This window comes from Facklamia miroungae, from assembly GCF_012396555.1.
GTDB lineage: Bacteria > Bacillota > Bacilli > Lactobacillales > Aerococcaceae > Facklamia > Facklamia miroungae.
The window spans coordinates 39,905-53,684 of sequence record NZ_JAAXPS010000010.1 but is presented as its reverse complement, the minus strand read 5'-3'; the positions used below and the strand labels follow the sequence as shown (position 1 = coordinate 53,684).

Sequence of the window (13,780 nt, the reverse complement as noted above, 5' to 3'; positions counted from 1 at the left end):
CTGTTAAATCGATGGTGCCACCGGCTTCAATCACCTCTGGCGTTACCGCTGGGGTGTAATCATCCTTTTGTGGCGTTTCTGGTGTTGTCACAGTTACAGGCACTTGAACAATTTCAGTTGAACCATCCGGATAAGTCACTTCTATAATGCCTGTGTACTTACCGGGTTTGTTTAGATCGATCGTTCCTTCTGGCGTAATGTCCTTAAGGATTGGGGCGCCTGGATGTTTTGGATCCACTACATAACCTGGAATCGTCACGTTGTCTGTTAAATCGATGGTGCCACCAGCTTCAATCACCTCTGGCGTTACCGCTGGGGTGTAATCATCTGTTTGAGGAATCTCTGGCTCAGTTACTGTCACAGGAACTTGAACGGTTTCAATTGAACCATCTGGATAAGTGATTCTTACAAGACCTGTGTATTTGCCAGGTTTTGTATTATCAATTGTGCCGGCAGGAGTAATATCCTCAAAAATTATATCTCCAGGGTATTTTGGATTCACTACATAATCAGGAATGCTAATATTATCTAGTAAGTCTGGTGTCCCTCCTATACCAATAATCTCAGGAGTAATTTGTGGAACAAAAACATCTGCTTGAGAAGCTTCCGGTGCTTTTACAGTAACTGGCACAAAAACAATTTCAGATGTCCCATCTGGATAAGTCACTTTAACTTTACCCGTATATTCTCCAGGAGTTGTATTATCAATCGCTCCAGGCGAAGTCACATCCTCAAAAAGAGGGACACCTGGATATTTGGGATCTTGAATATATGTGGGTATAATAACATTATCTATTATATTAGGGGTTTCTCCAATTTCTATAACTTCCGGTGTCACCGCTGGATCATATACATCTGATTTCTTATCGACTACTGTAACTGGTACATCAACAATCTCAAATGATTCATCTGGATAAGTCACTTTAACTTTACCTGTATATTCTCCAGGTTTTGTATTATCAATCGCTCCAGCCGATGTCACATCCTCAAATTTAGGGACACCGTTATGTTTTGGATCCTGCACATAGTTTGGAACAGTTACGTTATCTGCTAAATCAATCGTATCTCCTACTTTAATTATCTCCGGAGTTACATTTGGTTCATAAATTGAATCATGAGGAACGTCTGCAGCGGTTACCACTACAGGTACTTGAATAGTTTCAGAACTTCCGTCTTGGTAGGTTACTTTGACCGTACCCGTATATTCACCAGGTTTTGTATTATCTATCGAACCGGCAGAAGTAATATCCTCAAATGTTGGTTTTCCATTATAGTTAGGAACAGTCACATTGTCGATTAAGTTAACTGTCTCTCCTACTTTGATATTCTCAACAGTTGCAACGGGAGCAAATGTATCTGCTTCATTTTTTAACCTCGCGTAGAAATTATCAATGGCTATCACGTTTCCCGTATTTACCGTTTCTAATTGAGCAATATACATTGTTTCTCGTGGTAAATTAGCAGGTACATCAAATGCTTGATCTGGAAAAACTCCATTAGCTCCAACAGTAAAAGGGGTTCCTTCAAGAACTAATTTTGGAGCTTTTGATGAATCTTCAGGAACTTCATACCAACGAACAATGTATTCGACGTCCGGTACTGCTCCAGTAACTTTCGCATTAGCTTTATTACCAGGTGCTGCATAATTATCAGTTGAATCATAATTAGTGATATCAAGTGATGGGATAGTGTTTCTTAATACAAATTGGAAGCCAGCTCCTTTAAATTCATCTCTTCCTGAAGAATTCGTTTGAGAATATAATAAGGCTGTTGTAGGTTTACTTGAAGTAGCGAAATCTCTGAATTCAGAATCATATCTCGATACGAGAATGTAGCTTGGCGCATCAAGTCCTCCTGTATCATATTTAAGATTTTTCCCATTGTAAAATTGACCATCTAAAGTTGAATTGGAGAAGACTGAAACTTCTTTACCAAACTTATTCCCTTGAGGATCAGCTACTGACATATTCATAACAACTTGATGCCATAGAGAAGCATTCTTTCTTTGCTTAATTCCTAGCATCTCTCGGACATTAGCTATGTCAAACTTGAAATCGCCATATTGATTGGTTTTTGTTTTATAGGTAACCTTATTATTAGGATTCAAAACATCTTGAATAGTCAGATAGACGGTCATATCTTCAGCAAATTTATCACCGGTTTTTTCTTCATAAGCTGGATATTGTGAGGTAATTCCAGGTACATAACCAGCTTCCCAATAAACATTTCCAACAATTGTTTTATCATTTGCATAATTCGAATGATCGATATCAGTAGTTAATTTTTCTGTTTCAACAACTTTATTTTTATTATGTTGCGTTAATTGATCTTTAGGTTGTAAGACTACCGCTACATCTTGAATTTGCATGGTTGCAACGTCTTGCAAAATGGGTGTCCATATACCATTAATTCCTTGACTATAGCCTCCCCATTGGCCAGGGTTACCATTACTTGTCTGCACATTGTCATATTTATTAGTATTTAACCAATTTTGGTCCGCCCAAATACGGTATTTAAAAGCAGAATATAATACAGATTCCAACTGTTTACCCAGAAATTCGTGATTTGTTTTCGTTCCGTCAGGATTTTCAACTGTGAATACCCCTGGATTTACTGCAAAGTAACCATTATCATTTGATTTGAATGTATAAATCGGCGACAAAGTACCATCTCTATCCATCCATTGAATATATAAAGGTACGTTCCCCACTAAATAATCTTGATTATTAATCAAATTTTTATCATTAACCTGATGGTTATTTTGAGATTTAATGAGTTCTTTATCGCCATTATATATTCCTGTATTTCCTGCATTATCGACATACGTTCTGCCACTTAAATGATGTTTTAAGTACTTGAGATCATATTCTCCATTTTGCATTTTGTTTTCAATACCGATTACATTCTGATCTGCTGGCAGAATATTTGCTCGTGCAGCAAACGTTTCTGGAGTAGGCGTTGTTTCATCTTGAGAGGTATTGCTTAAAGCTTCCTCTGAATTCAAAGCTTTACTTTCAGTTACTACTGGTACATCTTCTTGATTAGTTGCAATTCCCTCTTCTGATCCCGTTTTTTCTGTTGCTGAACTTACTAGGCTGTCTTCTTTTATCGAATCTGCTAAAGACATAGCTTTATTTGCCAAGGTTTCAGCTTCAGTCGCTGAAGCTTGCGCAGCTTGAGCTGATGCTAAAGCCTTTGTTGTTCCAGCTTTATTTGCTGCTTCTTTAGCTGTTTCTGCTGCTGCCTGAGCCCTATTAAAGGCAGAGATAGCTTCGCCCGCTGCTTTTTCGGCTTCCATAGCACTTGTCGCTTTTGAAATTTTTTCAACGGCTATTTCTGCTTCTTTTGCGGCCAAAGCAGCTTCTATCGCTGCTTTTTCAGCAGCTATTTCTGAGGATAATGTATCAGCTGGTAACTCTTCTAATGAGACATCATCTTCTGATGTACTGGTTTCTTCTGATGTAGTCACTTCTTGTGAAGTCATTATCTCTTCGTTAATTATTTTATCTTCTGATTCATTTACTAAATCAAAAGATGCTGCTTCATTTAAATTATTTTCCTCGGTCAACTGGTTTTCTGCTGCTTCATCCGTCGGCACTTTTGATGAAACTTCTTCTGAAATATTTTGGGCAGAGACACTAATTTGACTACCACCTGCAAAAATAAAAAAAGATGAAATCAAAACAGAACAGGACCCAAACGCAAACTTTCTAATTGAATACTTGTTGTCCTTATTAGATAGCTTCCTCTGTTTTAAAAATTCATTATTTTTCCCAACCACAATATCACTCCTGCTTCTTTTTTTAATATTGCGACATCTTTTTCAGTATAGCGCCAATACTATAATAATATGCTATTATATCCTCTTGATTTAGTCAAACAATTACTGTATAATTATTTATTTATTTTTTGATAGAATATCAGATATAATATGAATGTTTGTACAGCAACTATTAAAAGCCTTTTTTAAAAGAATCATTTTTGAGGGTCTCTAAGATAGCAATTTGTCTATAAGCCATAATTTACATAGTCATTGAGATATTTTTCAATATTTATTAGTTTCATATAAGACATTTTTATCTAGAATATTTAAATTTTTCAGTGATGTTACTTTAACCTTCCTTTTATCTCATTCGATAAGTGCCTATTGTTGACGGCTTTTTTTTGATCCTTTTTTTCAAACTATGACTATAGGTTTTAGATTATAAAACTTCAACCTCCCCCTATAGTTGCCCACTTTGAAGTGGCTAATATAGGGAGAGGTTGCACTCGTAAATAAAGTCTTTTTTAATTGTTTTCTATTTAAAATCTGTGATTTTTTCAGCTGCTAAACGGACCGATTGATGACCCACTTCTTTTGCTTTTCCAATTGATAAGATTAATACAGGTACATAGCGTTCTTTATCTAAACCGAACGTTTCCGCTAACAGATCATCTTCAAAACCACCAATTGGATTTGTGTCATAGCCATGTGAACGAGCCACTAACATCAATTGCATAGCTGCTAAACTTGAATCAATCTTTACTACATCATTCATTTTTTGTTTTGTAAAACTCTTATAGTAAGGTATTATAAGTTCTAATTGCTGATCTTTTGTTTCAGCAGGCATTTTACCTTCTCTAACAGCTTGATTGTATATTTCTTCACCTAATTCATAACACTTCATATCACCAAAAATTAATATCATAGCCGATGAGGTGTCGTTTTGATTAGTATTAAAACGGATTAGGGGTTTTAATTTGGCCTTTTGCTCCTCACTTTCAACGACCACAAATCGCCAAGGTTGCATATTGACTGACGAAGGAGCTGTGGTAGCTTCTTGGATCATTTCCAACATCTCTTCATGACTAATTTTAAAGGTCTGATTATAATCGCGAATCGATTTTCTTCCAAAAGTAATTTCCGAAAAATTATTATTCACTACCTCTTTTGACATATCTTTCTCCTCTTCTAGTTGACTAATTTACTTAATAATTCCAATAATGTTCGAGCTTCGCTTTCGCTTAAAGCTAGCTCAAATCTTTTATTTGCTTGATAATGTTTCTCTTCACAACGTTTCAACGCTTCCAATGCCTCATTAGTAATTTGAACAAAAACTTGTCGGTTATTTTCTTTGTTTCTCTCACGAATAACAAAGTGGTTTGCTTCTAAAATTTGTAGGTGTCGCGTTATCGCTGCCCTGTCAATTTTCAGTTCTTTTTGTAAAGTGGTTTGAGAACAGGGGCCTTTTACTTTTAAAACCATCATTAATTCATATCGCGTGATACTAAAACATGTTTCATCTTCAAACTTAGTGATCATTTCTTGATTTGCCAATTTTAATTGGTAAAACAACTTGCTCACTTCTCTTAAGTTCATTGAAGCCTCCTTCCGATAATTGTTCTATCAATTGTTGACTAATCAAGTATAAACCATTTATTTAATTTTATAGAATATTTTGCTTTCAAATTCAAAAATGCTCTCCCTATCAGTCATAGAGAGAGCATATTTGAATTATTTAATGCACTATTTTATTTAAAATCTTTTAAGTTATAGAAAACTTTCTTGCCATTGTATTGAGCTAATTCGCTTAATTCATCCTCAATACGTAACAATTGATTATATTTTGCAATACGGTCTGTACGTGATAGAGAGCCAGTTTTAATTTGTCCCGCGTTGGTTGCCACCGCGATATCCGCAATGGTTGAGTCTTCTGTTTCTCCCGAACGATGAGAAATAACTGCTGTATAACCTGCACGTTTAGCCATTTCGATCGCATCAAAGGAAAGACCTCTTGTATATTTAAATCTATTTTAACTTAAAACATTTGCATAAATCAATAAGCATTTTACTTATGTACTATGTAATTAGAGACTGAATGTATTTAGTAATACATTCAAAAATACTTGTGACGCCGTAAATAAATATTCATGCTTATTCCCATCTTTCATTATATTTAAGTGCTTAAACAAAATTTAGTTTAACTTATAGCTTAATGGACAAATCGAAATATTTTATTTAGCAAAAGTAATTAAAATTCAAAATCAAGTTGTAACTCAATATAATATATTAGTTATTTTTAAAATAGTTGTTAGAAAACGTTATTAAACCTTCTCCATCTTCAAGTTCTATAAGGTTAACGGTGAATAATAAATCTTCATGAACAACTAAAAAAAATATGCCGTAATCATTTAGTTCAGGTCTTTTATTAGAAAGCTCAAAAATTTTTTCTCCTAAGTTGTATTTAATCTTAAATTCTTTAACTTTAATATACTCATGTCTATCTTTTGATTTATATTGTTCTTCGGCTAAAAATATAGTTCCGTCACTCTCAACTTGTAAGGTATCTAGACCTAGATCTTCATGTTCTCCATAATAATAATGTTGCGTAATTTTGTTTATTGATTCATATAGAATTGCACGCTGTCCTTCAACAGGTAATATATAAAAATCCTCAATAGTTTTGATGGACTCGTCAACTTCATAAATTTTTGATCTTTTATCTTTAATACTAACTTCATTGTATATACCATTTAAATCTGAAATATCATTGTTTTGGGCGTAAACTATTTTCGAAGTGTTAATAAATAAAATACTAAACCCAGTAACAATTAAGATTAATTTTTTCATATTGCACCTCTATTTTAGTTAATAATTAATTAATTTTGAATACTCATCATAGATTATATGACATTTTTTAAAAGAAAAGAAATTCTTAATTATATGAATCATTTCAATGTCCAAGTAAGTGTTGTAATTTACTGCACAAATTATTAGGCTGATAATTTATTTCTTAAATTTCTTTGTTTATTAGATACACTAATTTTCTAGTTACTTCGTCACCTTCATCTATTTCTAAATTGGTAATTTTTTAGTCGATTAATAATATTAAATTAAATTGCTCTCTTTTTTTCATAATTATACTTTGGCAAGCTACCTTTATAAACTCCTTAAGATTTAGCAGCCTCCATAACTGCCTTTGTCTATCTAACATTTTGTTTCAGCATCCGAAATATAGCTAAACAAAGAAGTTAACATATCAAACCAAACTTTATCTAGGTCTAATATCTAGTATTAAAGCTGAATAAAGGCTCATCATATATTATTATTTTTTCCCTTTATCTATTAAATAACTCTAATATTTTCATAATATTACTATATTTTAAACGCTCTACTAATATTTCTCTTTCTAATTCTACTAATTATCTTTCAATGATTTTCTTGAAATCTGTCGCAAGAGTATACTATTCTGGGAAATACAATTAATAGATTTAGTAAAATTATAGTCATCAGAATAATTGGAATTTCATAACAAACATGCCTTTCTTAATTTTTTTATAGTAATAATTATTTTAACATTAGAACAAGTTATTATAAATCATAGTAGTATCTTCTAAAAATTTATCAAAGACAGATTTTCTACAAATATACACTTCATTATTACTTCTCGTTAATGCAACATACAATTCATTAATTATTTTTTGCGATAAATCATCTGCATTAAAATCGTCCTTTAATAATTTTTCAAAAGTCCCTGTCAATATTATCAATACCCTTGGATAAGTATCTCCTTTTGAATATCCCCAATTTATTGCTGGTTTATATACCATTTTTTTACTATTTTTATTTACTAATTTAACGCAATTAATATCTACTAAAAGTTTATTTAATTTTTCACTATCTGTTACTTCTTCAAGAATTCCATCTACTGAATTATTAGATTCAATAGAAATATTCAACTTATTCTTTATTAACTGACATACTACGTTTGGAACTCTTATACTCTTTATTAATGAGTTTCTATCGATTGAAATATGCGCTGGTAAAGATTCAATATATTTTTCTTCACTAATATAAACATTATTTTTTTTAAAAGGATTATTACTTTTAAAATTATTCATTGAAACTGAATGTTGAAAAAAATCACCTACTGCAGTAATATTTATTAAGTTTGATTTTAATAACAACAACAAAATTTTGTAATCGTAACCTTTAAAATCTTGAAATTCATCAACATATATAATATCCAACAATGAATCTAATCTTTTCTCTACTGTCTTCCAAATATATTTTTTCTGTTTGAAAATTAACTTAGAAATTCTATCAGAATAATATTTATTATTAGCAGGGTTAATATAATGTTCAATTTTTGAATCTTTTATGTAGTATGGATTCCGTTTTTTTGTTACTGGATTGAAAGTGTTTTCTGGAGGTTTATTAAATATATCTACTCCCGAGCTTTTAACGTTTTCAAATGACAATAAAGGTTCAATAGGTCTTAATAGCCATGAATAAATGAATGAACTAAAAGTAGTCACTCTAATATTCTTTGGTATACTACCAGAAAATCTTTTTTCTAATTCTGAATATATATTTTTAACATTTTGTCTAGTAAATGTAATCAATAAAACTGATTTATTCTCCTCAAAATCATTAGCTATATAGTAAGTTTTACCTGAACCAGCTCTAGCTAGTACAATCTTTCCAGCCATTCTATCCCCTCTTTAATATATTTTGGAACTTCTAAATTAGCCATAACAACATCATCACTGATTATTTTCATTGCTGAATTTGTTTTTTGTTTTAACATACATGCTAAAGCTTTACTTTCTAATTTAACTTTTTTATAATCAAGTGATACTCGGCTATTTTGAAACAAACCGTCCAGTAATTCTTTATTTTCTTCATATAAAACTTTTTCAAATGTATATTCTTCAACAGAATTACAGCATTTAATATTAATATTTATACCCATATGTTTAAATTCTTCATTACATTTCTTAATTTCATCTATGCGTTCTTGATTACCATCATTGTCAGTAATTATTAAAATTTTCTTTTCTAACATTTTACCAATCTCAACGAAATTTTTATAAGTAATGCCAGACATTGAAATTACATGAATTCCTGATTTATCTATACTACTTTCAAATATTTTCTTATAAAACTCTGGTATGTAAATGTATTCAGTAGCCCCTTCAACAAGAATAACTTTACTAGACAATATAAACTCAAGTATAAATAAATTATCTGCTTTAAGAAAAAAATCAGACACTTCTTTACTCAAATTATTAAAACTTACGGCTGTTGTTTCATTTATCCAAATAGTATTCTTCAAATTCAATCTTGAAATCACTAATGGATTATGAGAACTAATTATCATTTGTAAATTATTTGAATGTTTTTTTATTTCCTCTATGAGTTTACGAGTATTTGTATGACTTAAGTGATTCTCAGGCTCCTCTATCATAATTAAATTAGCTTCGGTTTGAAGAGCAACTTCAGTTTTGACTAAATTCTCTTTACCTTTTCCCATATTCTGTATAGAAATATTATCTTCTTTTATATCAATTAGTTTTTCAATACTTGATTTTTTCTCATCAATTCCAATTGTCTGGTTTCCAAAAGATAATATTTTATTTTCTTCATCTAAAAATTCATTGAAATGCTGTTTCAATTTGTATGACAATTGTCTTTGATATTTATCGTCAATTCTAGATTCAAAAATCTGTTTTGCATAACTTCCATATATATCATGTCTTGACAGAGAGTTATCAATTAATAATGATTTTAAAGGGTTTTTTCTTTTTTTATACGTACTACCCTGGAAAGTTTTCCATTCCAATTTATATAATTCTATTGGAAGAATTGTATTAACAGAAAAATCAATGTTTTTAAAATCTTGTTCAAAATCACTATCAAATCTGTAAGCAAAACTAATTCCGCATTTCTGTTCCTTGCTATTCTTATAAAGCAATCCCATAAAATCTTGCTTTAATAGCTTATTCTCATCATCAAAGTTTATAAATATTTCAATTAATATTTCTGGCAGATTATTATAAATCGGATTATTTTTAAACTTATTTAATTTATTCTTATTGAAAATTTGTTCTGAATTCATAATCTCAAAATATCGTTGATTAATAACTAAATCAATAGCATTAATAATTGTACTTTTACCAGATTCATTTTCTCCAATTAAAACATTCATTTCTTTATTAAATTCAACACAATAATCATTAAACTTTTTATATCCGTCAATATAAACTTTTTCTATATACGCCATATTTATTTCCTTTCAATATCTGAAACTCTAAACTTTCTCAAAATACTTATTTATACTTTGAAAGTAAATTAATTTTTAATAATACATAATCCAAATTCATTTCATTGTGTTGCCGTATTTTGAATGTTCTTTAGATAAAATTATAATAGTTCATTATTAAATATATTTTACCTAGAAGTAACGGAACCGCTTTTTTATTTAATATGAAACTTTACCGCATAGTATTTACAAATATTTAATTTTAGCATTTTTAATCTATAATTCTCTTTTTAAGTAGAATTTAGTTGTTCTAAAACTTCATTTTTGAAAGTAACCGACATATTATTCTTCAAGTTTTAATTTTTATGAAATTTTATATCTCTTCTCTCAGAGTGTTTAAAATTAGCATTGATTTCTTCTTCAATATAATAATACTGTATATAGTTCATTTTATCGGTCTATGCGGCTCATAACAACTCTTCATTTTAAAAACGGATTGCGATTCCCATCGGAAAAAGTCCTATAAATTTAACAGTATATATTGATGTTAAAAAAACCTACTTTTTATCCTTAACATAGAAAATTTAGAACTAGAATGAAAGTTGTTTGAATACGATCTAATTTGAGTTCACGAGTTAATAACATCAATTTTATTTTAAATTTTTTCTTTTATGTTATAAAAGATCTCTTTTGATATATTTAACTAATTTGTTCAACTTATTTCAGACACGTAATAGAAATCTTATAGTGTTATCCAAATATTTAGTTAAGATGCTTTATGCCCTCACGTTTACAATTCATGATTTTTTTAATATTGTACACTTTTATTCCTTTTAGCAATGCAATTTTATAATTTATACAAATATTAAATAAAAATTTATTTCATCGAACGAATAAGGGTACTACATTGATGCGGAAATAATTATTAGTTAGTCTATGAGTTAATTATCCCCCACCTAAAATTAGTAATAAAAAAACCTAGAATTGAGAAAACTCGATTCAATAGAATTAATCTAAAGTATATTTTCTTAATGGAAATTCGTCATTTTAATTAAGCACAAAAACCTTTATTCTTTTTAACCATTCTTCAGACTATTGTCATTATCTATTTTTTTAATAGTTATTGAGACACTACCCCATATACCTAATCCATGAACTGCAACATTTATAACTTTAAAAATTAATTGTATATTTCATAAAAGAAAAAGAAAATTTTAATGAATTTAAAATTAGAGTTAGTAATGTTATATTCTATATAGATATATTTTAAAAGATATTATATAATACATATTGATTTCAAATTTTTCAAAAAGGTAAATTTATAAGATTTAGTCGCATAATGAAAAACTTTGATTTTAAAATATATTTATAAATTTAGGAGATGAGAATTAATAATGCTTTTAGAGATTGGTTGTCTTTTATCTATGTTCATAGTAGGGTTCTTTATGATAATTGCTTTTATGGGTGGTGGTGGTACTAGTGCATTAATAATTGGACTAGGTATTATAGGTTTAGCTATATACCTTATTTATGATTCAAAAAAAACAGAAAAAAGAAATGAAAAAGAAGAACTTGAGGAAGAAAACAGATTTTGGGTTGCTAAACGATCAGCTACTAAAGTTATTGAAGATCTTATTATAGATGAGTCTAAAAAACAATTTAGTTTCCGAAAATTATTGCCACAACATTTTTCCTTTTCATCATTAGATTCGGTAAAATTGTACACAGGTAGTAAACAAGAAGCAACATTCGAGAGGAGAAATTCCAACTCAATTTTACTTTCAGACCAATTGATTGATAAAGCTATAGATCCAAAATGGAATCAAATTGAGGGTCAAACCAGTGTAGAGATTGCTGAAAGTGTAATAGTTTCTTTTACTATACTAGAGAATAGTAATTTCAAAAGATATGAAGTTACTTGTGGAAAAGGATATTATGGAAAACCGGTAAATAGTCAAGAATATAGAGCTGCACTTGAAACAGGTGAAAGATATGTAAGAGAACTAACCAATATCATAAAGGACTACAGATAATATAGGTTTGTTTAAGTCAGAGATTTGACATATTCATTTACAGTAATATTCCTTCTAGATTCATTTAAAATGAATTTGAAGGGATATTTTTTTATTTTTTATTTATTACAATATCCCTATAATTGTTTTATTTAGCAAATTGTTTGAATGAAGAGAAGTATATAACCATTTGATTAGGATAGAGGGAAAATATTATTTTGGTATGTACAAAGTTTAAAATCATGAATTTTAGTTATTAAATCAGATTAAAACAAAGTTTTTATGGGTGCGAAAATGAAAGTAGAAAAAGAGAATACCTAAAAATATTACTTGAAAATTTCGAAGTCAAAAGTTTGTAGTCTTATTTACTGCAATAATAATAGCAAACAAATTGAAAAGTTGTTTTCAGAACCTATAGAAAATTTGGTGACAATGTGGATAGATACTTAAAAGTCTTTTGAATAAAGTCACTTGGATCATACCTAAAGACCAAACTCAAAATTAAATTGACTATATATGTATAAGCAAATCTATTAACTCATAAGTGTTATATTAATTAATGTAGAACACGGGGTGATATAATTGAAACTTATTCTTACAGAAAAAATAACAATATATAACGGAAATTTATTCGAAATCTTAACACAAATTGAGGATGACAGTATTGATGTAATAGCAACAGACCCTCCTTTCTTTTTATCCAATAGAGAAATAACTTGTCAAAATGGAAAGATGGTCTCAGTTGATAAAGGAGACTGGTATAAAACGACCTTCTCTATTGAGGAATTTTAACGAAACTTTTTAAAAGAAGCCAGAAGAGTTTAAAAAAAGATGGAACTATTTGGGGTTTTAGTACTATACACAATATAAATTATTTAGGTCATTTGCTTCGTGAACTTGAAATAAAAATTATTAAATAATATTACTTGGCAAAAATGCAATATTGCACCTGATCTATCATGTAGAATGTTCACTTATTACACTGAAACAGTTATCTGAGTAAAGAAAACTTTTCAAAGTAAACATTATTTTAATTATTAGTTAATGAAAGAAATTTATGGCAGAAAGCAAATGAAAGACGTTTGTATTACATCAACAATAATAAAATGCGAAAAGTTTTCGGAAAATATCCGACTCAAAAACCTCTAGCGTAATGCAACGAATTATTTTATCAAACAATAAAAAAAGGACATTATTCTAGATTGCTTTATGGGGACTGGAACTACTTTAGATGCAACAATTAGACACAATAGTTGATTTATATTTTAAAATATCCTGAATTAAAAAACTCAAGAGATTATTACTTAAGTTTAAGAGCAACCGATAGAGAAGAACGTTATGAATCAATGACTGAGATTGAAAATGTTGCTAGGTTAATTTACATGCTTATAGTTAATTTCAAAGGTCTTTATAGAGTGAATAGTTAAGGATAATTCAATATTCCATATGGAAAATAATAAAACCCGAAAATTGTTAATGAAAGTTTCTTAATAGCTATAAACTAATTCTTTAACAACTCGAACATTCAAATGCTTAATACTCAGTTTGTTAATGCATTAACCACGGTTAATCAAGGAGATTTCGATTACCTTGACCCTCCATACATACCATTATCAATTAGCAGTTTCGTTACATTATATACTAAAGAAGGTTTTATATCTCAAAACCAAATAAAATCACGAAATACCTTTATTGATTTGATAGTAAAGATGTAAACGTTATGTTGTCAAACTTAGAGCGTCC

The 13,780-nt window shown here is 29.6% G+C and carries 7 protein-coding genes and 2 pseudogenes; 2 read left to right on the top strand and 7 right to left on the bottom strand.

What is annotated here, in order from left to right; genetic code table 11:
• From HF969_RS10135 to HF969_RS08455, 7 genes and pseudogenes are all read right to left on the bottom strand, one after another.
• Window positions 1-3,781 (bottom strand): Rib/alpha-like domain-containing protein (locus HF969_RS10135; RefSeq protein ID WP_168427197.1); only part of this gene is annotated, 3,781 nt, incomplete at its 3' end.
• Window positions 3,782-4,298: 517 nt separating this feature from the next.
• Window positions 4,299-4,937: a nitroreductase family protein gene (locus HF969_RS08480; protein ID WP_090290310.1), complete on the bottom strand. Its 639-nt coding sequence runs from the start codon at window positions 4,935-4,937 to the stop codon at window positions 4,299-4,301.
• A gap of 14 nt (window positions 4,938-4,951) precedes the next feature.
• Window positions 4,952-5,359: a MarR family winged helix-turn-helix transcriptional regulator gene (locus HF969_RS08475; protein WP_090290311.1), complete on the bottom strand. Its 408-nt coding sequence runs from the start codon at window positions 5,357-5,359 to the stop codon at window positions 4,952-4,954.
• Window positions 5,360-5,511: 152 nt separating this feature from the next.
• Window positions 5,512-5,766 (bottom strand): annotated as a pseudogene (gene eno, locus HF969_RS08470) (phosphopyruvate hydratase); the annotation flags it as partial.
• 283 nt (window positions 5,767-6,049) lie between these two features.
• Window positions 6,050-6,610 (bottom strand): hypothetical protein, encoded by a 561-nt coding sequence (locus tag HF969_RS08465; protein WP_090290312.1) that lies wholly within the window; start codon window positions 6,608-6,610, stop codon window positions 6,050-6,052.
• Window positions 6,611-7,338: 728 nt separating this feature from the next.
• Window positions 7,339-8,472, bottom strand: coding sequence for an AAA family ATPase (locus HF969_RS08460; protein ID WP_090290313.1), 1,134 nt, complete (start codon window positions 8,470-8,472; stop codon window positions 7,339-7,341).
• Window positions 8,451-10,046: an ATP-dependent nuclease gene (locus HF969_RS08455; RefSeq protein ID WP_090290314.1), complete on the bottom strand. Its 1,596-nt coding sequence runs from the start codon at window positions 10,044-10,046 to the stop codon at window positions 8,451-8,453. Before HF969_RS08455 ends, HF969_RS08460 begins: the two co-directional genes overlap by 22 nt.
• Before the next feature lie 1,373 nt (window positions 10,047-11,419).
• Between HF969_RS08455 and HF969_RS08450 the strand changes: the two genes are divergently transcribed.
• Window positions 11,420-12,058, top strand: a complete 639-nt coding sequence (locus HF969_RS08450) for a hypothetical protein (RefSeq protein ID WP_090290315.1) — start codon at window positions 11,420-11,422, stop codon at window positions 12,056-12,058.
• 1,232 nt (window positions 12,059-13,290) lie between these two features.
• Window positions 13,291-13,752: pseudogene (locus HF969_RS10205) on the top strand (DNA adenine methylase).
• The last annotated feature ends 28 nt before the right edge of the window (window positions 13,753-13,780 follow it).

What these genes read in the sequence shown, in the direction of transcription:
- HF969_RS08450 (WP_090290315.1), top strand. Translation starts at nt 11,420, where the DNA reads ATGCTTTTAGAGATTGGTTGTCTTTTATCTATGTTCATAGTAGGGTTC.
- HF969_RS08455 (WP_090290314.1), bottom strand. Translation starts at nt 10,046, where the DNA reads ATGGCGTATATAGAAAAAGTTTATATTGACGGATATAAAAAGTTTAAT.
- HF969_RS08480 (WP_090290310.1), bottom strand. Translation starts at nt 4,937, where the DNA reads ATGTCAAAAGAGGTAGTGAATAATAATTTTTCGGAAATTACTTTTGGA.
- HF969_RS08460 (WP_090290313.1), bottom strand. Translation starts at nt 8,472, where the DNA reads ATGGCTGGAAAGATTGTACTAGCTAGAGCTGGTTCAGGTAAAACTTAC.
- HF969_RS08465 (WP_090290312.1), bottom strand. Translation starts at nt 6,610, where the DNA reads ATGAAAAAATTAATCTTAATTGTTACTGGGTTTAGTATTTTATTTATT.
- HF969_RS08475 (WP_090290311.1), bottom strand. Translation starts at nt 5,359, where the DNA reads ATGAACTTAAGAGAAGTGAGCAAGTTGTTTTACCAATTAAAATTGGCA.